Consider the following 24,526-nt stretch of genomic DNA (forward strand, 5'->3'; position numbering starts at 1 on the left):
GTATATCTTTTGAAAAACAAATACTATTTTATATATTATATTTGACTTTTTGTGGTGAGTACTGGGTAGAACTGAAAATTAACCAGATATTAAAAAATATGGGGTAAACATGGAATCCGATACTGTTGATGCAAGTGATGAGAATCCTAGGCGGACTGTCATCAGAACAATTTTTTGGTCAGCTGTCGTTGCCAGTGCTGTTTTAATTTATTTAGCAGTATTTAAGTCAGACCCGATTATACCTCTTTATGTAATTGTCTTTAGCTTAATTGGTGGACTAATGTATCTTTTTGCTTCTACTGCAAGCGAATGGGGAACAAGAAAAAAAGAGCTAACAGATGAGGAAGATAATGAGGGAGATAAATTAAAACAGTTCAACAACAAAAGTTTTTATGACAAATTAGATGATTTCGATATTCAAAGAAAATCTTTGCGTGTACTGGCTGCTCCCCTGATGGCAATTGGAATATACCTGCTATTTGATCTGATATTTGTTGACTTTGATACAACAACCGTACCACCAAATATCAGCCTGGAGAATTCAACCATACAGAACGTAGTAAATGCGATAGAAGCTGCCGGTGATTCTGAAAAGATCACCCTGATGAAAGCAGGCATATCTTTTCTGGCCGGAGCTTTTGTGAAACAATTTCTTGATTTAATCCAGGCATTAGCAGAGGGGATAGGCAAAAAAAATTAATCGGCTTTTTACTCCGTAAGATGCCTGATAAAATCAATATCACCGGTTAAGTCAATAAAATGCCTTTTGAAAAAATATCTTCAGGGTAGAAGAAAGCCTCTTAAGGAGGCTTTTTAATATTATTCTTTTTATTAGTATAAGTAAAAAGCTACTATTGAGTACCTTCCCACAATTCCAACCTTTCTTTTAGATGTGCATTCAGACTAAATGACTTATCCGCTTCAGCATTCTTCATATAATACAAAGTACCTTTAGAGAATCCCATCTTCTTTCATTCAGTATAACCAATAGCAAGAATCTTTTTTCTTAGAATATCAGTATCATCCCTTTTCCCAATGTAAGCAGGTTTACTAAAATCAATCGTCTTCCTTGTACCTACTAGAATAGCTTTATATAGTATCATTAGTATACTACATGTGCTTTTAGAGGTTTTAACTGGTTTGATAAATTATAGATTTAGATAGTATTTTTTTAATCGAATTTACTGTTTTTTCCATATCTTTAACCAAATGGTTGTATTTCTATTTAAGCTAATTAATCAGGACGTGAAATATTTGTTTAATAAAATGCAGTCAGACGCTCCAGTAGAAGTTGGAGTAACTTATGATGTGACAATTGAAGATATCGCAAGAGAAGGCGACGGTATCGCAAGAGTCAGTGGATTTGTAGTCTTTGTCCCCGAAACAAAGGTCGGCGACGAAGTTTCAATAAAAGTTACAAAAGTAATGAGCAAGTTCGCATTTGGCGAAGTTGCTTGATCTTACAGTTACTAACTAATTGAACATCTAACCGGGAAACCAAATTTTTGGTTTTCCTTTTTTTTTCTATAATGCCTATATAACTATTGGTTTTTATTCTGAACAAGAATGATAAGGCCGATAAACTATTTATTCTGATTTTTTGATGCTATTAAACTATTTACTTTCTTCATATGTAAATACTATTCGCTGTTCTTGTTCAACTGGTATATTCCTTTTCTATGGTCTCTGCGGCAATGCACCCAGAGATATTGAAAAGATCGCGTAAGGACTGAAATCTGAACTATATGTCCCTACAGATAAAGACGTTTACACTCCCATGTGGGCTACCGAAATTATCGATTTATGGTATTCAAAAGCAAGAGATGATCTTATCAAGAAGAGTAGGATCAAAAGTAAAATTTCCGATTAGTTTTCATAATCTGAAGATATACTTGAGATCTCTTACAAATCTGAAACTGTTTATGTTCTCTACTTAGTGAACTTGTTTTTTGAAATTAAAAGATATACCTCGGCAAGAGCTAATAAAAATATACAAACGGCCGTGGTAATGATAACTGCAGGATATTGGTTTCCAAATCCTTCAGGTGACATGTGCTTTAGTAATATTCCTGCATAAGCCCAAACAATGACAAGTCCGTATGCAATATCCCTGTTCTTTAGCATTGTTGCAACTCCAATAATAAGTCCAACAAAGATTATTATAACAGCCCAGGTAGCCTCAGCTAAACCAAAACCTTTCCAGCCTAAACTGACAAGAAGTACAGTAGCATTAGCAATGGTTGCCACTGTAATCCATCCAAAGTAAATGCTAAATGGAAGTCTGACAAAAAAATATTCTCTTGCAGTAAGTTGTTCATTGCTTATCATCTGATTTATCAGGATCAGGCAAACAAGGATTACAACCATTAGTAGCATGGATAGTGGGATCAGGTCATAGTGCCATGAGAATATCCAGGTTGCATTGGCAATGGAAGAAATAGAAAATAGTATTCCTGTTTTACGTAATAGCTCGGTCTTGGCAGTATTTGTGTCGCCTTGAAAAATGCCAAGCAGGTACAGTGTATACCCCACCAATAACAGATATATGAGTCCCCAAATTGCAAATGTCAGTCCCGCCGGAGCAAAAAGGTTGGGGTAGGAGTCTGAAACCTGACCAGTGCTAATTCCATTGATAGGTATAATATTAGCCAGTGCATTGACAATAAGCATTGCCAAAAAAGTTACTACTACGATGATTTTAATCATTGTAATTCCAGGATTTCTTTTCATTCTGTCCATTTTTGTTTCTTCTTCATTTTGTTTTGGCTCTGTAGAAAACCTGATTCATATTTTATTTTAGCATAATAATTTAAAAATGGATTTGCAGTCTTCTTAGAAGAAAATCTCGTCCTCAGGAAACCTGTTCTTTGGACTCGGACTGTCTGCACCATAACCTAAAGTTACAATCAATGTAGGTGTGAGATTGGGTGTTAGTCCCAGGATTTGGCTTATGGCATCAACTTCAAATCCCTGTATTATACAGGAGTCTACTCCCAGGGACTTGGCTCCAAACACAGCACAAGCAACTGCTAAATACACATTTTTTTCAGATTCTACAAGTTTCTGATCATCTGACATCCTGCTGAACATGCCATCAACCGCCATCAGATAGTATTTGATGTTTTGTTCCGGTACATGTGCTTTTTTCATGTATTCTATATTTGCTTCAATAGACTATCCCACTCAGTATTTGCACATAAGATCATCATATGTGAACAACTGGGAACCTGTGTTTGGCCGCCAAATATATGTGGAGCAAGCTTTTCTTTAAGTTCACTATCGTCTACAATTTTGATCTTCCACGGCTGAAGATTAACGGCAGACGGACTGTTCCTTATCATATCCTTTATTTGCTTAATAGTACCATCATCTATCTTTTTACCATCATATTTTCTGCTGGAATATCTAGCCGTTGTCAGTTCCTCAAATTCCATTTTATTACCCCTGTTATTTATTCCACATTTATCTTGATCTGTACTAATAATATAACTCACAACGTAAGCACTAACTAATGATTTTTCTAAGCTTGAATATCACAAACACCGTAGGCAATAATTTTTAGAACGTCTGCCGTGCAATTATTTCTAGCTATTTTGCGAATTAAAACCAATGCCAAATTCTACATCAAATTATAAAAAAGAAAAAACAGGTATATTCAGTCACTGGACCTTTGCCTGAATTTCCTTTGCAAATTCCTTTGCTTTCTGAACATGGGCTTCATCAGGCTGTCCTTTTGCGCCTGGACCCAACTCAGCAAATGCCTTCATCTCAGGATCATCGGACTTTTCGAGCATATCAAGAACGTTCTGTGCAATTTCACCCTGACATTCAAATGTACCAAGTAAATTACCACCGGCTGCGACATCCTCTAATGATCCTGTCCATGATTTAATAGCCTCGAATCCTTCAGGAACACCATGGGTCATGAAGAATGCTATGTTCTTGCCAGCTGCATTCTCTGAAACAAATTTAGAAACATTCGCTGGAACGTTGAACTGCAGTATCGGAAAACCCACAAATACAAGATCATAGCCTTCAAAATTGCTTGCGTCCTTAATTTCTTTGATATCCTTTTCACCAGCAATTTCATCAAAAATAGCTTCTGCGATCCTTTGTGTATTTCCTGTCTGTGTCATATATGTTACTAATGTTTTCATAACTCCCACCTTATAATTAATAAAAAAATTCGGCTCTGGAGGTATATATAGATGAGAGTAACTAAAATACTAAACATTAATTAGTATAGAAAAATCGACTACAATAAAGAACCATTGCAAAGTTCATCATCAACAGAAACACTCTGTTCTCATCCTTTCAACCTCTCCTTGACATGAACATTGAGTGTAAAAGACTTATCAGCCTTCGCATTTTTCTTCATATAATATAAGATTCCTTTAGAATATCCTAGCTTTTTCCAATCTGAATAGGAAATACTGAGTATTTTCTGTCTTATGTCGTTTGTATCCTGTCTCTTTGTCGCATAGTAGGGTTTAATGAAATCGATCTCCTGTCGCTTACCACTAGATACTGAGCCAATTCCCTAGCTTTGAACAAAAGAACAGTTCCCCAAGTGGTATTCTTCTTCCTGTACTCGACCTTCCCATTCATCATAGAATTAAACTCAGCAGTAAGTTTCTTTGCTCCTGAAGGTTTCAATCTTAAGGAATAGCTCTCAGTCCTGATAAAGTCCTTACTATCCATTTTCTCTGATTCAATCAAGCTGATAACTGCAAGAGCTTTTCAGATTCCTTGTTGATCTCCCTGTTTCGATTTGATCGAGTCGGATATTTTCTGAACACCTTTGATAGAGATGATATACTATTAACTTTAAAGTATTAAGGTAAAGACCTGTAAAGTCAGCATTCAAAATTATCTACATCAATCAGGGAGTTGTCATCATGAAAATACGTGAACTTATCAGCCAGTATTGCAGCAATATTGAAAAAAAAAGAAACGGGATTACGATCTATACGATCGATGTTTCCGAACCTATAGAAACGCCTGAACTATTCAGCTATCTGGATTTCCTGTCCGAGGAACCTTTCAGGAGAATCTGGATCAGTGACCCTTACAGGATGATAGCAACAGAGATTGATGGCGAATTAACCGTTTACGAACATGTGAGGATGGCAAACTACAGGATACAATTAAATGAGCTCCAGGATAAATATGAAGGACAAAAGGAGACAGCCCTGCCAGAACTTGCTGATGTATTTGCATTCACCGTAGATAAACACAAGAACGCTACGAGGAAGTCAGGTATTCCATATATATCGCATCCAATGGATGTAGCATCCATCCTTCTCAAAGAGAATGCACCTCTTGAACTTGTTCTTGCAGGATTGCTCCATGACATTGTTGAAGATACTGACGTTGATATTGTAACAGTATCAAGAAAATATGGCCAGCAAGTTGCTGATTACGTGGATGCTGTTACCGAACCTGAAGAGCTCAGAAAGCCTGCGACTGGTGACAAGGCACAGACCTGGAAAGAACGGAAGGAACACACCATAAGAAAGATGGAGAGAGCTAACTGTGAGATCAAACTCCTCTCATGTGCAGACAAGCTTGCCAATATCAGGGACCTCATCAGCGATGTAAAGATGGAAGGAGAAAGCTTCTGGGACAAGTTCAATGCACCTAAGAAAGAACAGGAATGGTATTACCGCTCAATGCTGGAGGCTTTCGCTACGGGTCCACAGAACATCGCAGAGACCCGTGCATACCGTGATTTCAAGGAATGTGTGGAAGAGCTGTTATAAACTGCAGTTTCAAGGATCTGGTAATGTGTTTTCCTCTGAAAGAACCAGTTTGCTTTGAGCCCAATTAACCTGGATAGGACATAGGGATTTTGTAATATAAATAAGTCGCACGAGGATATCAAACTGGAGTGTGGATGTTGGAGGGGGTTGAGATTTGGGTGGTATTATTTTGAAGTATGGAAATATAGATTCATTTACTTGTAAAGTATAGATAAAAAATACAATGACTATAATCAGACTTATTCAAGTCAGTAGAATGTTTCTATATATCTGAATAATACATTTCACATTCATCAAAATGAAAATCTGGGGAACACTAAATGCTCCCAGATGTAAACAGACCAAATATTGCAACTGCAAATACAGCAGTAATCCAGGCTGAATCTTTTAAGATATGTTTAAACGTTTCATTTGCGGGTCTAAAGCGTAATTTATCATTTGTATTCATGTTTTCACCTTTTCTTATGTGTAATTATTTAATTTCGTTTGATTTTGGATTGAAATTAAAAGATTGGATGTGTGAGGATGAATGCACCTGGATATGTTCCCAATAAAGAAGAAATGGTTCAACATGTCCCAGGCATAGATCAGATCGATTTATTAATAGTAAATCATCCTCAGGACACTTAAATTCCGGATAAAATATATATATTTTTTTAATTGCACCTGGTAGATCAAGTATGATTTATTAATAAAAGCATAGAAAGTAGCACAGTTATTATTATATTTTAATCTCATAATAATTGCATTTGAAATCTCTTTCAAATCAATCCCTATTTTCATCTTAACTTGAATACTGTCGAAGGCTTCAAGTTTCATAGACATTATAAGATGATCATTTTACCAGTAAGTAGAATATGGAACATCATCTATTAGACATTAACAATTAAATGGAGAGAGCAAATTATGGTAAGAATTGTTGAATTAGATGAGTTGCTGAGATCCATGACACCTGAAATTCAAAGTGGTGACTATGTATTTTGTACAGTTGATGGTGACTACTCCGATTATGCGCATTTGAGTCCACTGGCTTCATTTGTGGAAAAAGAAGGTTTAAACTCTAATAGTTTCGGTTGAAGCGGCAGAGAAAGCCCAATTAGCGTATGAGAGTACCTTTAAACAGATCACGTTAACAGTTCATTCAAGTTTGGATGCGGTGGGTTTAACGGCGGCTGTTGCAACAAAATTGGCATCCCATGACATAAGTGCAAATGTAGTGGCTGCGTATTATCACGATCATATATTTGTGCAGACAGAAAAAGCAGACGAAGCTCTATTAGCATTAAAAGAGTTCAGTGCAGCAGAGAAACAGATCTAAAAAGGTTCCAGAGCTCCATTTTCATTGTGACATGAACATTTTCTACAATGACACGATGAATGAGTTCTTCATTCTCTCCAATGTTCTGGTTTATTCAAAGCATCCGAACAAGCAATTCTGGCGCTTAAACTTGATTCTTTTTTAGATGATCAATTTGATTGTATATATGGCGAATTAACTCTTCAAACTTATTGGCCTCTGATAGATAAACTTGAGGTTGGTCTGAGCAGCCTGTTTAGAGCGACTGCAAGAAAAACATAATGCATTTCAAATTGTGTCAGCATCTGCGACACTTTCAATCCTTATAGCCAGCACCTTGTCAATGCGATTGCCGTCCATGGCCACAACCTCGTATTTTACTCCTTTTACCTCAATGTTATTTCCAATATTGGGTATGCGATGGAGGATGAACATAATAAGCCCGGAGATTGTATAGTAATATCCATCCTCCTCCTCAGGGAAGGAATCAAGGGATAGCGTTTCCTTTACCTTTTCAATGGGTGTATCTCCGTCGATAAGCCAAGAACCGTCTTTCTGCATAACTATTTTGGGCATCTCCATTGGCTCTCCAAGGGATTTGACATCCCCCACAATCGCTTCAAGTACGTCGTTGAGGGTAATGACTCCTTGGATATTCCCGTACTCGTCAGCTATTAGAGCTATATGCACTTCGTTTTCCTTGAATGCTTCAAGGAGCTTCAGCACTAGCAGGGTTTCAGGAACGAAGAGCGCTTCTTTGATATGTTTTTTCATGTCAACGATATCTGATTCCACGATATTTGCCATGATATCTTTTGCTGAAACTATACCGATAATGTTGTCAAAGTCCTTCTCATAAGCAGGAAAATAGGAACGGCCACTATCTATCATTTTCTGAAGGTTCACATCAACTTTGTCTTCTAGATCCAAAGCGATTATCTCATTGCGATGTGTCATCAAGGATTCAACACGAAGGTCACCCACCTTAAGTACACCTTTGATCATGCTTAGTTCAGCCCTCTCGAATACTCCGTTTTTGGTTCCTTTCTCAAGCATGACTCTGACCTCTTCTTCCGTAATCGACGGTTCATAGTCTTTTGGAACTTTCAGAAGCCGGAGTACGGCATCGGTTGAAGAACTGAGAATTACCACCAGCGGCCTTGCTATTGAAGAAAAGAATCTCATAGGTTTTGCTACCCTGGAAGCAATGGCTTCTGCTCTGTAGAGTGCAATTCTTTTTGGAACAAGTTCCCCGAATACTAAGGTAAGGTAAGTGATGATAACCACCATAATGGAAATTCCGAGTGCATAACTGTATGGAGCTAACGCAGGGAACCGTGTAAAGTAGGAGGAAAGACCCCTTGCTATAGTTGCTCCTCCGAATGCACCTGTAAATATCGCTATCAGAGTAATTCCTATCTGAATAGTTGAAAGGAAAGGAGTCAAGTTCTTTGAGATTTCAAGTGCTGCTAGTGCCCCTGTATCTCCTTTATCCGCCTTTTGCCTTAAGCGTATCCTTCTTGATGAAACAAGGGCGAATTCAGACATCGCAAAAATGCTGTTGAGCAATATCAAAATAACAATAACGATAATTTCAAGAGTATAAGACATTATGTAAGATATATGGAACAGGTTATTTTTAAATATACTCAGGTTTCAGCTTGTAAAACTTCCGTTTTGCAAAAAGGTAATCTTAAAATATTCACAAGTTTTTTTAGAACTAATGAAAACATAAAAGTAAAAGTAATGCTTTTTCCAACTTTCACTCCCAAAAAAACAAATTATTTGCAATCATAAATTTTATTTTTGAGAAGAGTTCCGTCCTACATCTCCAATCTTTACCTAACATGAGCATTAAGTGTAAATGAGCATCGATATCTCCAGTGCATTTAAAATTATTGTTGATTGCGCTAAACACACTTCCAAAGTAAAATATATACAGTATTGATTCATACCTTATTCATACTTATTTACACTTATTCACGCATACCAGACAAACATGATCTGCAATCAGGGAGTGGAAACAATATGACGGAACAAATGACATCAAAAGAGAGATTTATAAACGCTCTTGGAATGAAAGAAGTTGACAGAGTCCCATATGGATATCTATGGTTTGGTGCAGGTAATGCGATATTAAAGAAAATGAACACTACGATGGGTGATGCATACTATTCAGCAGAGGGAATTGCAAAAGCTCAAATTCTTGCACAGGAAACATATCATCATGACAACGTAATGTCACCCTGGGGATGCATACTTGTTGAAGCAGAAGCTCTCGGTACAAAGATCCACATTAAAGAGAATGATTACCCGACAGTTGAAGAATTTGCAATAAAATCTGTAAATGAACATGACAAGATCGATCCTGAAATGATCCTTACGTCACCACGTGTAAAGACCATTGCAGAATCGATCAGGATCATGAACGAAAAGATTGGTGATACTGTGTTCGTTGCAGCAACAATACAATCACCAATGCTGCTTGCATCCCAGTTAATGGAGGTAAGTGATCTTTGTGTGGAGGTTATGACGGAACCGGATGGTATGCGTGCATTACTCGAAAAGTTAACAAAGGCAGTTATCATGTACGCTGATCTTTTGATAGACAGTGGGGCTCATGGAATCTTTGTTGAGAACGGTGCAAATGCAGGAGACCTCTTCGGCCCCGAGATATCTGAAGAATTTATATTCGGATCCACAAAGCAGGTTGTCGACCACATAAAGACACGAGGATTATATGTGGTCTCACAAAACTATGCGGAATATCCATTTTTGGATATGGAATTTAAGCTAAAACCAGATGGTTTGAGCTTTGCACATGGTGATCTCGCAGAAATGCAGAAAGAAAATGTCTGTCTAATGGGAAACATGGATCAAAATGTGTTCATCAAGGGATCCAGAGATGAAATCGAACAAGAAGTAAAAAAGTGCATGGATGCTGCTCCTGAAAAAGGATTTATTCTTTCAACCGGCGGTGAAATTTCACTTGGCACTCCGGAAGAGAACATGGAATATTTGTGGGATGCAATAAAATCATACACTGGAAAATGATGATCATGTAACATAGTTATCATCTCTGATCTTCTCTTTTTTACCTGATTTACCAGGTGGAAGATTTTTGTATATTGCCACGTTTTGTAATCAAATGATGCCTGGTGAAAGGTAAAAACATCAATGAATCTCGAAAAGTCTACAAAATCCCACCATATAATCCTTGCAGTTGGGAATTACCTGGATGGAGATAACTTAAATTGTACAAGAAAGAAAACGTGAGTATAACAAAGTGGAATAATTATGTATGAAACTGCAGAATTTCTATTAATGGGAATATTTCTCGGTTTTGTTGCGGGTATTTCTCCCGGACCACTACTGGCAATGACAATTTCTGAAACTCTGCAACATGGGTCAAAGGCAGGTTTTAAGGTTGCTATTTCCCCATTGATAACAGATATTCTGATAATAGCGTCCATTGTATTCATTCTGCTACGTTTTGAAAGTCAGAACTCTGTAATTGCTTTTATTAGTCTGTCAGGTGCAGTGTACTTGATACATCTTGGGATCTCCTCTTTTAAAACTAAAAATATTGATGTTGATATCAGTAATGAAAAAAAGGACTCCCTTAAGAAAGGTATTTTAGCAAATTTATTGAGTCCTCACCCATACCTGTTTTGGATCGCCATCGGTGCCCCCATTCTTTTCAAGACCCTTGCCATTGATATATTAGCAACGATTCTATTCGTGGTTGGGTTCTATACTCTTCTTGTAGGCTCAAAAATTGCGATTGCATTTATTGTAGGGAGATACAGGTCTTTCCTGAAAAACAACTATTATCTTTATACGATTCGTTCTCTAGGAGTTGTTTATCTCATTTTTGCCTTGTTTTTCATTGAAGAGGGCCTGGGTTTGTTAGGTTTGCATATTGCAGTACCGTGAATTCTATATGTGCCCTGTTTAGACTGGAAGAAGATTGATCATTCTAAGGGTATTGAATTGTATGAAGAAGATGGCTGAAGCCTAGAAGCCATTTTCACTTATGCTCATGTAAAAGAAAGGTTGGAGTTGTGGGAAGGGTGTTGAAGTCAAAGAATTACAGAGAAAATGTCTTTATGGCATTTCCTCAATATTCTAGTGATTCCCATTTTGTTATCTATTTCTCTGTTTTTTATTTACTCTGAATGTATCTTCTTCAGCAACCACGCCATATTAGAAGCGAGATTATCCATGGTCTGCATACCTTCAGCATCGTCATTGACATCCCCGGGATTCAGACCAATACCGAGGTTCCAGTAAGTTGAACCCACAGTGACCATATTGGTTATCCCAAAGAGATGGTTGATGGAATCATAAGCATGTACTGCACCTGCCCTGCGAACTGCTACCACAGCAGCACCGGCCTTTCTTGAAAAGAAACTATCGTTTGCAATAGACACGAACCCTGCACGGTCAATAAGTGCCTTGGTCTCTGTGTTGACATCAGCGAAATATGTTGGCGAACCTATGACAATACCATCGGCTTCCTTCATTTTCATGATGCATTCGTTGATGATATCATCATCAAAAACACATTTACTATTCTTATTCTCAAAGCATTTCATACATGCAGTACAACCGCGAACCTTCTTCCCGCCAATGTTGATGGTTTCGGTCTCGATGCCTTCCGCTTCAAGTTTGGATGTGAGTTCTTTCAGGAGTGCTGCGGTGTTTCCTTCTTTTCTTGGGCTTCCGTTTATTGCGATTACTTTCATTTTAATACCGTCCTTGTTTTAAATAATGCAAATCCGATGAATTACCTTATATACCATCAAAATACAGCTAATGTACATATACCCCATACAGACTTTCTTAATAGTCACTAACAAAAAGTATACTTAGGTAAAAATCATGGAAAATAACGAAAAACTGATCAATATCAGGAACAACAAAGAGTACCACTGCCCTGTGGAAGCGACCCTTGATGTTATCGGGGGAAAATGGAAACCTCTTATCCTCTGGCAGCTAAAAGAACTTGAGGTCATACGTTATAACAAATTACAGCAGAATCTCCATGGCGTTTCCCCAAGAATGCTGACAAAACAGCTAAGAGAACTTGAAGAAGATGGTCTAGTAAACAGGAAGATGTATCCGGAAATACCTCCAAAGGTTGAATATTCATTAACAGAATTTGGTAGGACCGTTGCTCCTATACTTGAAGCGCTTTGTGATTGGGGAAGTGAATACCTGGGCAGGCAGTGCACTCTTGGACAAGATGAATAACGTATTACTTTAGCAATTGATTCCCTGCCTTTAATTATTCCCTGGATAAAATCATTGCAGGAAAAAGCATGGGTTGCTAAAAAAGATGATCCACTAATGGTTCAGGAGAGTTGAAATTTAATTATATTTCATTCTTTTTTTACCACAACTATAGCAACATCCGCTATGTACACAAATAGTGCCTCCACATTCTGAACAAGTCCATCTCGACTTGCCACGGATTTGATGTTCCTCAAAAATTCCAGTGGATCTTCCATTTCATCACACCATGATCTTTATTATTAAAATTGAATAGGACAAGTTCTTCATGAAAACTTATCCCTGATACTTGATAATATCTTCCTCAATGACCATAGAAATTATTGGCAGGCATTCTGCGGTCAATGGCAGAATGGAGTCAAAATGGCATGAAGCCTGGTTACCATGATCGAACTCAAGTATACTTTTTGTTAGTGACTGTTTATAAAGTCTGTATAGGGTATATGTAGATTAAGCGTATTTTCATAACCTTTAAGACAATTCATTTGATCTGGAATCTGTTAAAAACCTATTAAAATAACTATCCTGGCTGAAGCTGACAACTCTATTCAACAACATATGATACTTTTAAAATTACTGTGAGTTCCCATTTGAGTCTGAATATTAAAGAGTTATATAAAGCTGAAGATTGATTGTTGAAGTACAAATGATGAAAATTTTGTTTAGAACTATAAGGTGAAAAAATGGGAATTACAACGCAATGCAAGACACTTAGCCCCATTGCTGAAGATATCCTCGGTAAAAGGTATTACCATGAGGGTGAGGATTGGAGCGGATTATGTGAAAGAGTCGCATTTGTAATATCAAATGGTGACAAAGAATTAGCAGATGACTTCTTTGATGTAATGTACAACCTTGATTTCTTGCCAAATTCCCCTACATTGGCAAATGCAGGTAAAGAAGGTGACAGACAACAGCTTTCTGCATGTTTTATATTACCTATTGAAGATGATATGGTTGAAATAATGGAGACCGTCAAAAACACTGCTATTGTTCATAAAAGCGGTGGTGGAACTGGTTTTGACTTCTCTTCAACTAGACCAAAGGGTTCCCCGGTATCATCAACAAATGGTGTTGCATCCGGTCCTCTCAGTTGGATGAAGATTATCAATGCAACTACAGAAGAAGTCAAACAGGGTGGTATGAGACGTGGTGCAAACATGGGTACTCTCCGTGTGGACCATCCGGATATTCTTGACTTCATCCTTTGTAAGAAGAATGACAAGACGATGACAAACTTCAATTTGTCCGTTGCTGTGTCTCACGTTTTCATGGATGCTGTTGAGAAAGGAAATGATTTTGAACTGTTGAATCCTCATAATAATGAAGTAATCCTTACAGATGCCCGTGAGATATTTGATATCATATGCAAGAATGCATGGGAATCCGGTGAACCCGGAATGATATTCATTGATACGGTAAATTCCACTAATCCTGTTCCTCATCTCGGTGCAATCAAATCATCGAATCCCTGTGGTGAGTTCTATTTCATTCCATTCGGCGTATGTAATCTCGGTTCAATAAACCTAGTTAATATGCTGAAAACCACAGAAGATGGACGCTATGTAATTGACTTTGACCATCTCAAGAAGATCACTGAAATTGCAGTCACATTCCTGGATAGGGTCATCGATGTGAATCATTTCCCATTACCTGAGATCCATGATATGGCACACAAGACCAGACCTATTGGATTGGGTGTCATGGGACTTGCAGACATGCTGTTGTACATGAAATTACCTTATGACAGTGATGCAGGCCGTGAAATGGTTGGAAAGGTCATGAAGTTCATTGATAACGTTGGATGGGCTACATCAAACATGCTTGGTCGTGAATTCGGTACGTTCCCTGAGTTCCAGCAGGAAAATCTTCCATCACAGAAGACACCAAGAAATTGTCAGATCACAACAATCGCACCTACAGGTACACTTGCAACATTCGCTGGTGTATCATTTGGAATTGAGCCTAATTTCAATTTCGTGTATAAGAGGAAGATCGTTGATAGTGAATTCATTCAAGTTCATCCATTCTTTGAGAAGGTGGCGAAGGAAGAAGGTTTCTATTCTGAAGAACTGATGGAAATACTCAGGACAACTCCATCTCTGAAGATGAGGGACCTGACTGAAGTCCCTGACCACGTGAAGGAATACTTCATCACAGCTTTCGATATTTCACCTGAAGACCATGTGAAGATGCAAGCTACAGTTCAGAAGTATGTTGATAACGCTGTCTCAAAGACCATAAATCTCCCTTATGACTCCACATCTAAGCAAATTGGGGAATTGTATATGATGGCCTGGAAACTCGGTTGTAAAGGTCTGACAGTCTATCGTGATGGTTCCAGGGACGACCAGGTGATCGTTGCTGCAAAAGAATCAGAAGAGGATGATATAAAGCTCCTTGAAATATGCGGAGATACAGATATTGAAGAAGCTGATATTGAAGAAGATATTTCTCCTACTCAGATTGATATAATGAATCCTGAGACATTCGCTTTTGCAATGGAAAGGTTATCTCTTGAAGAGAAGAGTGAGCTTCTTCAGAGGGTGAATCTCTTCAGATTGAATTACAATACAGAAATTGACTTGCATCCAAAGGAAACTGTAAATGGTAGAAGGATAAAGTTCACAACCGGATGTGGTGAGTTATATTGCAAGTCGTTCCAGAATCCAATAAACGATGGCAATGATGCGATTCTTTGGGAGATGTTCATGACCACTGTCGGTGGTGGATGTAAAGCTCATTCTTCTGCACTTGCGATCACTGTATCACTTGCATTGCAGGGAAGAGCAAATATCAAAAGCCTTACACATCATTGGAGTAAAATCCAGTGTGATGCATGTAAAGGTCGTGATACTGATGGTAAGTCATGCCCTTCGATCGTGGCTAATTACCTCAGATCATTGACACAAGATTCGGTTAACGGTACAATAGAAAAAGTGATCGATACACAAAGAAGTGTTCAAAAGGGCATCAAAGTACAGACATCATTTAAGGGTGTTTGCCCGGAATGTGGTGAAAGGATAAGACGTATTGATGGATGTAGAAGTTGTTCAGCATGTGGCTGGACAAGGTGTGATTAACGTCACACCATTTAATATTTGATGAAATTCATGTCCGTGAACACAAAAAACCTTATGTTTGACAGGATAAATAAAACATTACATTGAGTGAAAGTGAGTTAAATGCTTTATAGTTAGATCTGTCAAAAATCGAATTCTTTGTTTTAGCTTCTAATATTCCTCTTAAAACGATCTATCATCAAACTACCTAAATTATAGCATATCTATATTCTAAGTGCTTAACCAATATTAGCTAGCGAAATTGCTATTCTACCATCATGTCATAAACTTTGAATAATGCTTCTGTTGCATCAGCTGCCATTGAATCAGCACCTACTTTCTTCCACAATTCATCATCGAGTAAAAATGGAGCACCGCCAACTATGATCTTAGCAGTGATACTTTCTTCATCAAAATTATCTCGCAGGTTTCTGACCTTATAGGCAAAATCAGGCATCCGGGTTGAAACCAGAATAACCTCAATTCCGTCTTCCCGTACTTTGTTAACAACATCCTCAACCAGCATGGTCCCATAGTCATGTATATTGAATCCACTTGCTTTCATACATGAAACTACAATTTGCTTTCCAAGCAAAAACTCATCACCCAGAGTTGTAATAGCTAATCTTGGCATAGTCTTTCTTTCTGGACTTTCAGGAGGGAGAATCGAACTTACAATTTCTTCACAGATATTGTTAGCTGCATATTGATGAGACATAGGAATCGTATTATTTTTCCAGGCTAACTCTATGTTCCTGAGAGCAGGCATGATTATTTCTCGAATTAATTGAAAAGCATTGTTTCCGGAAAACTCATTTTGTATCAGTCTGCTTGCATCAATTTTGTTCATAGAAAGTAAATATTGCTCAAATTGTGAAGATAAAACATTTTCTGTGACCATTATTTGCCCCCATAAATATAATGTAAACTGTTATCTATTTCAATATATAGATACCCCACATAAAATCTTTATCCAAATATGCAAAGATTTTATATCAAAGGACTTAACAAATTTACAATGGGGGTAAAGTTGTTGGATAGAATAATCTACTCATCCGCGAAGGCACTGGCACAAGCCATTCGTACAAAAGATATCAGTTCTGAAGAAGTGGTTGAAGCATACTTACAGCGGATCGAAGAAGTAAATCCTAAATTGAACGCGATTGTACAGCTGCAAGCAAATGAGGCTCGGGAACAGGCGCAAAAAGCCGATACTGCTCTTGCACGGGGAGATATTAAAGGGCCACTTCACGGTGTACCATTTACAATAAAAGATAATGTAGAGACAAAAGGAATTATTTCCACATCAGGAACTAAAGGCCGTTCGTCCTTTGTTCCAGCTCGGGACGCCACCATTGTAGCCCGAATGAAGGCCGCAGGAGCGATTCTTTTGGGGAAGACCAACCTCCCGGAGTTTGCTCTTGGCTATGAGAGCGACAATCTGGTTTATGGATGTACATCCAATCCTTGCGATATTTCCCGTACATCCGGAGGTAGCAGTGGAGGAGAAGCAGCCATTATAACTGTGGGCGGATCCCCATTAGGTCTGGGCAATGATGCAGGGGGAAGCATTCGTATACCATCCCATTTCTGTGGCATAGCTGGCATCAAGCCGACTGCAGGACGAGTGCCATTAACAGGCCACTTTCCGTCTCCATTTGGACACATAATTCCATTATGGCAGGCCGGACCAATGGCAAGATTCGTGGAAGATCTGATCTTAACACTTCCAATTATTGCAGGTGTAGACTGGCGCGATCCTGCAATCGTTCCTATGCCACTGGGTGATCCTGATACAGTTGAGATCAATAAATTGCGTGCCGCTGTCTACACAGATAACGGTATCATACCGCCCACACCAGAAACAGTTAGGGTAGTGAGAAAGACTGCACGGGTACTTTCAGATGCAGGAATGACCGTTACAGAAGACATGCCTGAAGGTATTGAACAGTCTTTTTGGTTTGAGAATGCTATGTTTGAAGCAGACGCCGGATATTGGATCGAAAAGTCCTTACAGGTTGCAGGAACAACTGAAATTCATCCCTGGACAAAAGGTATTTTAGAAGAGTGCCACTCTAAAGCCAGATCATCTGCTGAGTTCAGTGAATTGATGATCCAATTGGACATGTTCCGCAGTAAAATGCTCTCTTTCATGGAGAACTATGATGTAATAATCTGTCCTGTGTGTGCCTATCCTGCTATGAACCATGGAACCTCGTTCGAAAACTTCCTTGCTTTTAGCTATACCATGACCTATAACCTGACCGGATGGCCTGCTGCGGTTGTCCGTGCCGGCACTTCACCGGAAGGACTGCCCATTGGTGTACAGGTGGTAGCTCGTCCATGGCGAGAAGATGTTGCTCTGGCTGTGGTACAATACATCGAGAAAGTCTTTGGTGGCTGGCAGCCACCGCAGTTCTGATAAATTTCTATAAAAAGACAAGAGAATGTGAACTAAAACATGGACACATGAAAAATACAATCAAATTCGACATCATAAGAGTTAGAGTAGAGAGTAGAAAACTCTACTCCCTATTAAGTTTGTTAACGTATCTACCATAGTCCTACAGAACTACAAATACGGGTGAAAAGTAATATATAAATATTATTTAAAAGAGGAATGAAAGTGGATGTAAAAATTATTATTGCAGGCTTTCTAGCTTTGTTTGTTGTTGTTGGTCACTTTGTATTTGGATCAAAATGGTACCTAAGACCAATGCTTGATTCCAATATGGAACTTATTCCCAAAGCAATATTACAAAGTGTATTTCATTATGTCTCTATCTACTTATTGCTTTCATCCATCACTTTACTGTTAATTGGTTTTGGAATCTTTTTGAGTCCGGAAAATGTAATTATGGTGAAATTCATTGGCCTTAATTATTTGCTATTTGCTCTAGTCCAAATATTCTACTCGATAAAGAACAAAGTTCCCAATCCACTAATTACAATGTTTCAATGGACGCTGTTTTTACCAATAGGGATATTGTGTATAATTTAAGAATACAATAGTGAAGCCTGTAATCACTGTAATGATAAAATAAAATAAAATAAAATAAAATAACAAGTTAATCTCTTTTTGTCTATTTTTAGATATCCAACCTCTCACTATTATGGAAAAACTAGCTTGTACAATTTAATGAAACAAAAAGAGATAGATAAAGACCAGCTAAATTCCGGTCTTTACCTTTTTAGTTTGTTTAAGCCCTTATTTCAAGAGTCTCTCCATGTCTTCTTCTATGGTAGTGTTCGGTGTCATATTGAACTTCTCCACCAGTACATTGAGGACATTGGGTGAGACAAATGCAGGTAGCTTCGGGCCAAGGGTTATATCCTGTATTCCAAGCCTCAGGAGGGTAAGCAACACAAGGACAGCCTTTTGTTCGTACCAGGCGATATTGTACGAGATTGGTGCTTCGTTAACATCTATGAATCCAAGTCTGGACATAAGTCCCTGTGCAATAACGACCAGTGAAAATGAATCATTGCACTGTCCTGCATCCAGCACTCTTGGAATTCCATCAATGTCACCGAGGTTCAGTTTATTGTAGCGATATTTTGCACATCCGGCGGTAAGTATGACAGTATCTTTGGGCAATGCCTCCGCAAAATCCGTGTAGTACTGCCTGTCCTTGTGTCGTCCGTCACAGCCTGCCATGACAATGAACTTCTTAATCTTGCCTGCTTTGACAGCATCAACGATCTTGTCTGCATTGGATAGTACGGCGTTGTAAGCAAAACCGCCCATGATGGTACCTTCTTCCAGTTGTACCGGAGGTTCACAGGTCTTTGCCTGCTCGATAATAGCCGAGAAATCTTTCACATCATCCTCAGCTACGATGTGTGTGATACCGTCATAACCTACGGAGCCTGTAGTGTATATCCTATCAATGTAGCTCTCCCTTGGAGGGACTATGCAGTTGCTTGTCATTAATATTGGTCCGTTGAAGCTCTCGAATTCCTGCTTCTGACGCCACCATGAGCCACCGTAGTTACCCACCAGATTTTCGTACTTCTTAAATTCAGGGTATGAATTTGCAGGCAGCATCTCACCATGAGTATAGACATCAACACCGGTCCCTTCTGTCTGATCGAGAAGCTGTTTCAGGTCCTTTAGATCATGGCCGCTTATGAGAATTGCCGGCTTGTCTCTTGTCCCAATATTGACCTCTGTAGGTTCCGGATTTCCGAATTCATTGGTATTTACCTTGTCAAGGTCTGCCATTACATCAAAGCCTTTTTCCCCACATTTCAGGACCAATGAAATGAGGTTCTGATCAGTCAGACTGTCATCCGTGGTTGCCACGAGGGCTTCTTCTATAAATGAATTAACTTTTTTATTGACATTTCCAAGCATCATAGCATGATGTCCATATGCTGCAATTCCTTTGAGACCATAGATCAACAGTTCTCTCAATGATCGTATATCTTCGTTCTCTGTTGCAAGTACGCCGGTATTCCTGTCCTTGAGGTTTTCCGGGGTCAAAGTTGCGATCTCGGGCAGATCGTTCTCATCAAGTGCATTGTTATCCAGAAGTTTCTGCTTGATCTCATTCTGAAGCTTGAATCCTCTGTCAATGCGGTCCTGAATTCCGCTTGCTCTGAAATCGGAATTCGTTATAGTTGAGAACAGTGCATCGAGCATAAAATCATCAGTGCTCTCTTCAGAAATTTTTGCCTTTCTTGCTTTCTGGTTGTAGAATGCAATGCTCTTAAGCACATAGAGTAAATCGTCCTGAAGGTCTGCGACCTCCCCTTTCTTACCGCACATACCACTATTTGTGCAGCCTTCCCCGTTCATTGTTTCTTCACACTGGTAGCAGAACATTTTGTCACCCCTATTTTCTAGATATGATGTGTAGATATATACATTTATTATTTTATGCTCCCACTTATCAAGCCTTTCCCTCACATGAGCATTCAAAGTAAATGGCTCATTACTTCTGGCAGTCTCCTTCATGGAATGAAAAGTACCCTTTGAAAATCCCATCTCCTTTCATTTATTCACATACCTTAAATTAGTAAAATAAACTATACTTAACTTTAAATAATAGAAAATCAGTAAATATATTCCGGTTGTAGCTGTCAAACACATTTTTCACTCCAAGGAGCCTCACAATGAAATTACCGATGCCCATAAAATACGCACTGATCGAAGCAATGATCACACAGTATACTGAGGACCATCCATCTTCAAGGGTCAGCGAAGAAACTCTGACCTTCTCTATCCCAGTGGTTAATATTCTGGAAGATACAAATGATTTTGGCATCACCGATTCTGACATTCAGGACGTTGTCACTGAAAATACAGATTCCCTCTCATACAGCAAAGATTCCGGAACTTTACATTTCACCTCACCTTTTACCAGAAGCTCTGATCTTTACAATGAATCCCTCAATTACATCAAGGAAAGTACGGCCTCCAATGCAAAATTCACAATTGGATATGACTCTGCGATAAAAGAATCTCTCATCTACCATTTCTTCAAAGGTTCCATCGTCCTGATGGTTCCTGAAGATATGAGCAATCCGTCCCAGCTAAAATTCGCTCTCACAGTGGGAGGAAGCAAGCTCCGTGTCATCATTGACGATACAGGTGGCTGGATCTATGTATTCCCAAAATACACCATGGAATCCATGGAATGTGGCAAGATGCCAGCCAGGGAGAGCAACGTTCAACAGGTCCTCGCAAGCTACCTCGAAGATGTATTTCCCGAAGAAACCTGAGATTACTCCCCATAATATTCCAATAGCCGTGCAGAAAATGGTTTTTGCGATGTGGCTAATCGTTAAAGGGTTCGACCCATCTACTGAAAGTAGCTAAGATGCACGAAGAATAAGTCAGTAAAATAGTTTCGCAAATTACTACTCTTATCGTCCTCAAATACTGAAATATTAGTAAATATTGGGGATGTAGACATGGCAGATAATGATTTTCCGACACCTAGTGAGGGGTTTGTACTAACTCATACAGTGATAGTGAGTGATGTGAAAACTTCGTGTGAATGGTATAAGAAAATGCTTGACGGTAAGGTGGTTATGGAGCCAAGTGCTGACGGTACCCCGTGCATTATGAAAGTGGCAAATAGTTGGATGATACTCAATTTTGGTGGCGGCAAACCTACAGACGACAAGCCTAATACTACCGTTGCTGTGAAGCAAAACCATGATGTTCTTAGCGCGTTCCTGAATATTCGGGTGGCTGATATCCATGACTTTTATAAATCACGAAAAGCACGTGGCGCTGAGTTCATAACTGAGCCAAAAGAACACATATCTGAAACCCGTTGCTATATGGTAGACCCGGATGGCTATCTGATAGAGGTGGGTGAAGCTAAGCCTCGCGAATAATTCTGTATTAAATCATTCGTATACTATTAAGAATAAGGAAACTATACATCAATTATACACAATTGCACATTTGTTAGACGATTTATATTGTAATTGTGTGCGCATAAACATGGATTGGGGTTAATCCTGTTCTTTTATGGGGAGTTAAGAAATGAAACGCAATATAATATTAGCAATTCTTATAGGATTCGCTATCATTTTAGTTGGAGGATGTGTCGAGGATACGACTCCTGATGTAGGTATTGAGGAAGAAGAATACGATCCGATGATCGATCCAGCCAACTTTGTAGAAGTGGTTGACAATCCTTACTTCCCTCTTGAACCTGGTACAACCTTCATCTATGAAGGAGAAGCTGATGGGGAATCTTTGAGGGTTGAATCTACTGTGACTGACCAGACCAAAGAGATATTGGGTGTCAAAAACATGGTTATTAGCGTCAAGCAGTATGAAGACGGCAAGCTTGTTGAAGATACACTGGACTGGTATGCACAGGACAAGGACGGAAATGTCTGGTACTTCGGAGAGGATTCTAAAGAAATCGAAGATGGGGAAGTAGTAAGTACTGCAGGATCATGGGAAGCCGGAGTTGACGGTGCCAAGCCCGGAATTATAATGAAGGGCGATTTCCAAATAGGTGAAATCTACCGTCAGGAGTACTACAAAGGTGAAGCTGAAGATATGGCTGAAATTGTCAGCTTGACAGAATCTGTTTCAGTTGAATATGGTTCTTATGACAACTGTTTGATGACAAAGGAATGGTCTCCCCTTGAACCTAGCGTTGAAGAAAATGATTACTACTGTGAGGGTATTGGTCCAATTCTGGAAGTAGTGGTTAAAGGCGGGGATGAACGAATAGAGCTTATAGAGATCATTACTGAGTAAAATAAGTCATAGTGGGTCTTGTAGACCCTCTTTTACCTTTTTGTGATTTCAATTGTATTTAGAATAATTTGTAGTCAATTAGGGGGGAGCGTCTGAATATTATGAATAATCAAATTTTTGTGAACTTACCTGTTAAAGACCTCAATAAATCAATTGAATTCTTTACTAAGCTTAGTTTTGAATTCGACCCACAGTTATCTGACGAGAAAGGCACCTGTATGATCATGGACAAAGATAGTTTTGTGATGTTATTAACTGAAAGTTTTTTCCATATGTTTACCACAAAACAAATCTGCGATTCAAAAAAGTGCACAGAAATGGCGGTATCCCTGTCTGCTGAAAGCAGGGAAGAAGTTGATGAACTGATAGATAAAGCCAAAGAGGCTGGTGGTTTAGAAGGAGAGACACAGGACTATGGGTGGATGTACGGACGCAGCTTTGAAGATCTCGATGGGCACATTTGGGCAATATTCCACATGGATGAAAGTGTTAATAATAAAGATTGACCAGAACTCATATTGAGTTCATTTTACTTTTTAGCTCTCATCTGAACTTTGACCTTCTGCCACGATAACAACATAATTTTTCCCATATTTCTTCGAACATTTGGGACATGTTGTATACCACATGAACATTCTCTTTATTTCAAAACCCTGTCCTTCTGCATATTCATTGAAATCGTCGCACCATTTTTTCGTATCCTTATAAGGACCTTCATACACTTTGCTCAGGAGTTTTCCGCTTAGTAATACATTCTTAGCACCGGGAATCTCTTTGTCAACGGCAAGATAGATATCCATGTTCCATTTTGAAGTATGATCTGAAAGACAAAGCCAGTCAGGTGTATTTGCCCCTGCTTCCTGTACTTTTTTGTTCAGCCTTGTTATCACTTTCCCAAAATTGATCGGCATATAGAAAAGTGTGCGGACCTTATCCTTTATGAACTTCTTATTTTCCCACTCAATGACTTTTCCATCCCACGGTTTAGGGTCAAATTTCGGACAACATTCTTCATCCATATCCACATCTCCATTCGTTAGTATGATGTATGAATATAAGAAAGTTTATGGACTCTCTATCTTTTCGATTTCTCAGTTCTTGAATTCTGTTTTATGAACAATAAAATAACTGTATACAGTACTTTGGGTTTTTTATCTGCGTTCAACAGTTCGTTGATAATAGTTTTTCTACAGAGCCAGAATATCGTTCACCCATAAGATCAAGGGCAAAAACCAACTCCTGAACTTAACCTGTTTTTGAGTAATAGAATCAGTATTTTCTTTCCTACGAGAACCTTAGTTACATTCAGAAAGATAGACTCCTGCAAGTACAAGGACTGCCCCTATCATTACATAGATGTTCGGTACATTCCCGATTATTAGGCTGTCCCCTATAATTGTAATAAGTGGGATCAAGTAGAGAGCATTGGTCGTGGTAGATGACCCTGCAAGGTGAATCGCCTTGTTCCAGTACAAAAATCCCAGTGCTGAACAGAATACTCCCAGATAAATGAGAGCAGCTCCGACTGCTAGCAGGTCATTTTGAGAGAACAAACTTATATTCAGGTCCTGTACCTCATAAAGTGCAAATGGCAGGAGAAATACAGTACCTGCTAAAGTAAAATCACGTGAAACAATTAACAGATTCCTTGAACCCATACGCTCGATGATAAGAGTGTAGAATATCCATGAGAAGACAGATTCAAACATCAGGAAATCTCCGAAGGGATTCAGGTCGAGGTTAAACTTCCCGTTCAGTATCAATATACCCACTCCGGCAAAATACCAGAGCTGCACTTGAGAAGCTTGTGTCTATATATTGCTTTCGATATTTGCATTCACATAGAACCCAGTAAATCAATGGGACCTTACATTTA

26 protein-coding genes are annotated in these 24,526 nt (G+C 38.8%); 15 read left to right on the forward strand and 11 right to left on the reverse strand.

Annotated elements, in window-relative coordinates; all coding sequences use genetic code 11:
• The first annotated feature begins 109 nt into the window (after window positions 1-109).
• Both V7O66_RS04020 and V7O66_RS04025 read left to right on the forward strand, forming a co-directional pair.
• Complete coding sequence (locus tag V7O66_RS04020; RefSeq protein WP_406661691.1) at window positions 110-700, forward strand: hypothetical protein; 591 nt, start codon at window positions 110-112, stop codon at window positions 698-700.
• Between the two features lie 566 nt (window positions 701-1,266).
• Window positions 1,267-1,458, forward strand: coding sequence for a TRAM domain-containing protein (locus tag V7O66_RS04025; RefSeq protein WP_406661692.1), 192 nt, complete (start codon window positions 1,267-1,269; stop codon window positions 1,456-1,458).
• A gap of 471 nt (window positions 1,459-1,929) precedes the next feature.
• Here the strand turns inward: V7O66_RS04025 and V7O66_RS04030 are convergent, their stop codons facing one another.
• From V7O66_RS04030 to V7O66_RS04045, 4 genes are all read right to left on the reverse strand, one after another.
• Window positions 1,930-2,739, reverse strand: coding sequence for a tryptophan-rich sensory protein (locus V7O66_RS04030; protein ID WP_406661693.1), 810 nt, complete (start codon window positions 2,737-2,739; stop codon window positions 1,930-1,932).
• A gap of 93 nt (window positions 2,740-2,832) precedes the next feature.
• Entirely contained in the window at window positions 2,833-3,150 is a 318-nt protein-coding gene (locus V7O66_RS04035; RefSeq protein ID WP_406661694.1) for a nitroreductase family protein, read from the reverse strand.
• A gap of 5 nt (window positions 3,151-3,155) precedes the next feature.
• Window positions 3,156-3,434: a nitroreductase family protein gene (locus V7O66_RS04040; RefSeq protein ID WP_406661695.1), complete on the reverse strand. Its 279-nt coding sequence runs from the start codon at window positions 3,432-3,434 to the stop codon at window positions 3,156-3,158.
• Between the two features lie 225 nt (window positions 3,435-3,659).
• Window positions 3,660-4,157 (reverse strand): flavodoxin family protein, encoded by a 498-nt coding sequence (locus tag V7O66_RS04045; protein ID WP_406661696.1) that lies wholly within the window; start codon window positions 4,155-4,157, stop codon window positions 3,660-3,662.
• Window positions 4,158-4,898: 741 nt separating this feature from the next.
• Here V7O66_RS04045 and V7O66_RS04050 point away from each other — a divergent pair.
• The 3 genes from V7O66_RS04050 (at window position 4,899) to V7O66_RS04060 (ending at window position 7,080) form a co-directional block, all read left to right on the forward strand.
• On the forward strand, window positions 4,899-5,762 hold the full coding sequence (locus V7O66_RS04050; RefSeq protein ID WP_406661697.1) for an HD domain-containing protein: 864 nt from the start codon (window positions 4,899-4,901) through the stop codon (window positions 5,760-5,762).
• A gap of 906 nt (window positions 5,763-6,668) precedes the next feature.
• Window positions 6,669-6,839, forward strand: coding sequence for an ACT domain-containing protein (locus tag V7O66_RS04055; protein WP_406661698.1), 171 nt, complete (start codon window positions 6,669-6,671; stop codon window positions 6,837-6,839).
• Window positions 6,840-6,885: 46 nt separating this feature from the next.
• Window positions 6,886-7,080 carry an ACT domain-containing protein gene (locus V7O66_RS04060; RefSeq protein ID WP_406662570.1) on the forward strand — a complete coding sequence of 65 codons (195 nt, stop codon included), beginning with the start codon at window positions 6,886-6,888 and terminating at the stop codon, window positions 7,078-7,080.
• A 267-nt stretch (window positions 7,081-7,347) separates the two neighbouring features.
• On the opposite strand, the gene V7O66_RS04065 is transcribed toward V7O66_RS04060, so the two are convergent.
• Window positions 7,348-8,670, reverse strand: a complete 1,323-nt coding sequence (locus V7O66_RS04065; RefSeq protein WP_406661699.1) for a hemolysin family protein — start codon at window positions 8,668-8,670, stop codon at window positions 7,348-7,350.
• A gap of 417 nt (window positions 8,671-9,087) precedes the next feature.
• Here V7O66_RS04065 and V7O66_RS04070 point away from each other — a divergent pair, with 417 nt between their 5' ends.
• Window positions 9,088-10,113, forward strand: a complete 1,026-nt coding sequence (locus tag V7O66_RS04070; protein ID WP_406661700.1) for a uroporphyrinogen decarboxylase family protein — start codon at window positions 9,088-9,090, stop codon at window positions 10,111-10,113.
• A 270-nt stretch (window positions 10,114-10,383) separates the two neighbouring features.
• Window positions 10,384-10,995, forward strand: coding sequence for a LysE family translocator (locus V7O66_RS04075; protein WP_406661701.1), 612 nt, complete (start codon window positions 10,384-10,386; stop codon window positions 10,993-10,995).
• A 233-nt stretch (window positions 10,996-11,228) separates the two neighbouring features.
• Here V7O66_RS04075 and V7O66_RS04080 read toward each other — a convergent pair whose 3' ends face one another.
• Window positions 11,229-11,807, reverse strand: coding sequence for a flavodoxin family protein (locus tag V7O66_RS04080; RefSeq protein WP_406661702.1), 579 nt, complete (start codon window positions 11,805-11,807; stop codon window positions 11,229-11,231).
• 136 nt (window positions 11,808-11,943) lie between these two features.
• Here V7O66_RS04080 and V7O66_RS04085 point away from each other — a divergent pair, with 136 nt between their 5' ends.
• Window positions 11,944-12,315, forward strand: coding sequence for a winged helix-turn-helix transcriptional regulator (locus V7O66_RS04085; protein WP_406661703.1), 372 nt, complete (start codon window positions 11,944-11,946; stop codon window positions 12,313-12,315).
• Window positions 12,316-12,443: 128 nt separating this feature from the next.
• Here the strand turns inward: V7O66_RS04085 and V7O66_RS04090 are convergent, their stop codons facing one another.
• Entirely contained in the window at window positions 12,444-12,572 is a 129-nt protein-coding gene (locus V7O66_RS04090) for a hypothetical protein (RefSeq protein WP_406661704.1), read from the reverse strand.
• Between the two features lie 465 nt (window positions 12,573-13,037).
• Between V7O66_RS04090 and V7O66_RS04095 the strand changes: the two genes are divergently transcribed.
• Window positions 13,038-15,437, forward strand: coding sequence for an adenosylcobalamin-dependent ribonucleoside-diphosphate reductase (locus tag V7O66_RS04095; protein ID WP_406661705.1), 2,400 nt, complete (start codon window positions 13,038-13,040; stop codon window positions 15,435-15,437).
• Between the two features lie 244 nt (window positions 15,438-15,681).
• On the opposite strand, the gene V7O66_RS04100 is transcribed toward V7O66_RS04095, so the two are convergent.
• Window positions 15,682-16,317 carry a B12-binding domain-containing protein gene (locus V7O66_RS04100; RefSeq protein WP_406661706.1) on the reverse strand — a complete coding sequence of 212 codons (636 nt, stop codon included), beginning with the start codon at window positions 16,315-16,317 and terminating at the stop codon, window positions 15,682-15,684.
• 132 nt (window positions 16,318-16,449) lie between these two features.
• Between V7O66_RS04100 and V7O66_RS04105 the strand changes: the two genes are divergently transcribed.
• Complete coding sequence (locus V7O66_RS04105) at window positions 16,450-17,838, forward strand: amidase (protein WP_406661707.1); 1,389 nt, start codon at window positions 16,450-16,452, stop codon at window positions 17,836-17,838.
• 198 nt (window positions 17,839-18,036) lie between these two features.
• A complete protein-coding gene (locus V7O66_RS04110; RefSeq protein WP_406661708.1) occupies window positions 18,037-18,417 on the forward strand; it encodes a hypothetical protein in 381 nt (126 codons plus the stop codon).
• Window positions 18,418-18,624: 207 nt separating this feature from the next.
• On the opposite strand, the gene hcp is transcribed toward V7O66_RS04110, so the two are convergent.
• Complete coding sequence (gene hcp / locus V7O66_RS04115) at window positions 18,625-20,244, reverse strand: hydroxylamine reductase (protein ID WP_406661709.1); 1,620 nt, start codon at window positions 20,242-20,244, stop codon at window positions 18,625-18,627.
• Window positions 20,245-20,534: 290 nt separating this feature from the next.
• Here hcp and V7O66_RS04120 point away from each other — a divergent pair, with 290 nt between their 5' ends.
• From V7O66_RS04120 to V7O66_RS04135, 4 genes are all read left to right on the forward strand, one after another.
• Window positions 20,535-21,143 (forward strand): hypothetical protein, encoded by a 609-nt coding sequence (locus V7O66_RS04120; RefSeq protein ID WP_406661710.1) that lies wholly within the window; start codon window positions 20,535-20,537, stop codon window positions 21,141-21,143.
• Between the two features lie 192 nt (window positions 21,144-21,335).
• On the forward strand, window positions 21,336-21,767 hold the full coding sequence (locus tag V7O66_RS04125) for a VOC family protein (protein ID WP_406661711.1): 432 nt from the start codon (window positions 21,336-21,338) through the stop codon (window positions 21,765-21,767).
• A 151-nt stretch (window positions 21,768-21,918) separates the two neighbouring features.
• Entirely contained in the window at window positions 21,919-22,650 is a 732-nt protein-coding gene (locus V7O66_RS04130; protein WP_406661712.1) for a hypothetical protein, read from the forward strand.
• A 101-nt stretch (window positions 22,651-22,751) separates the two neighbouring features.
• A complete protein-coding gene (locus V7O66_RS04135; RefSeq protein ID WP_406661713.1) occupies window positions 22,752-23,156 on the forward strand; it encodes a VOC family protein in 405 nt (134 codons plus the stop codon).
• Between the two features lie 30 nt (window positions 23,157-23,186).
• On the opposite strand, the gene V7O66_RS04140 is transcribed toward V7O66_RS04135, so the two are convergent.
• Together V7O66_RS04140 and V7O66_RS04145 are read right to left on the reverse strand one after the other, a co-directional pair.
• On the reverse strand, window positions 23,187-23,669 hold the full coding sequence (locus V7O66_RS04140; protein ID WP_406661714.1) for a hydrolase: 483 nt from the start codon (window positions 23,667-23,669) through the stop codon (window positions 23,187-23,189).
• Between the two features lie 276 nt (window positions 23,670-23,945).
• Window positions 23,946-24,446 (reverse strand): DMT family transporter, encoded by a 501-nt coding sequence (locus V7O66_RS04145; RefSeq protein WP_406661715.1) that lies wholly within the window; start codon window positions 24,444-24,446, stop codon window positions 23,946-23,948.
• Window positions 24,447-24,526: the final 80 nt, after the last annotated feature.

Origin of the sequence: Methanolobus sp. ZRKC3 (assembly GCF_045291275.1) — an archaeon.
Lineage (GTDB): Archaea > Halobacteriota > Methanosarcinia > Methanosarcinales > Methanosarcinaceae > Methanolobus.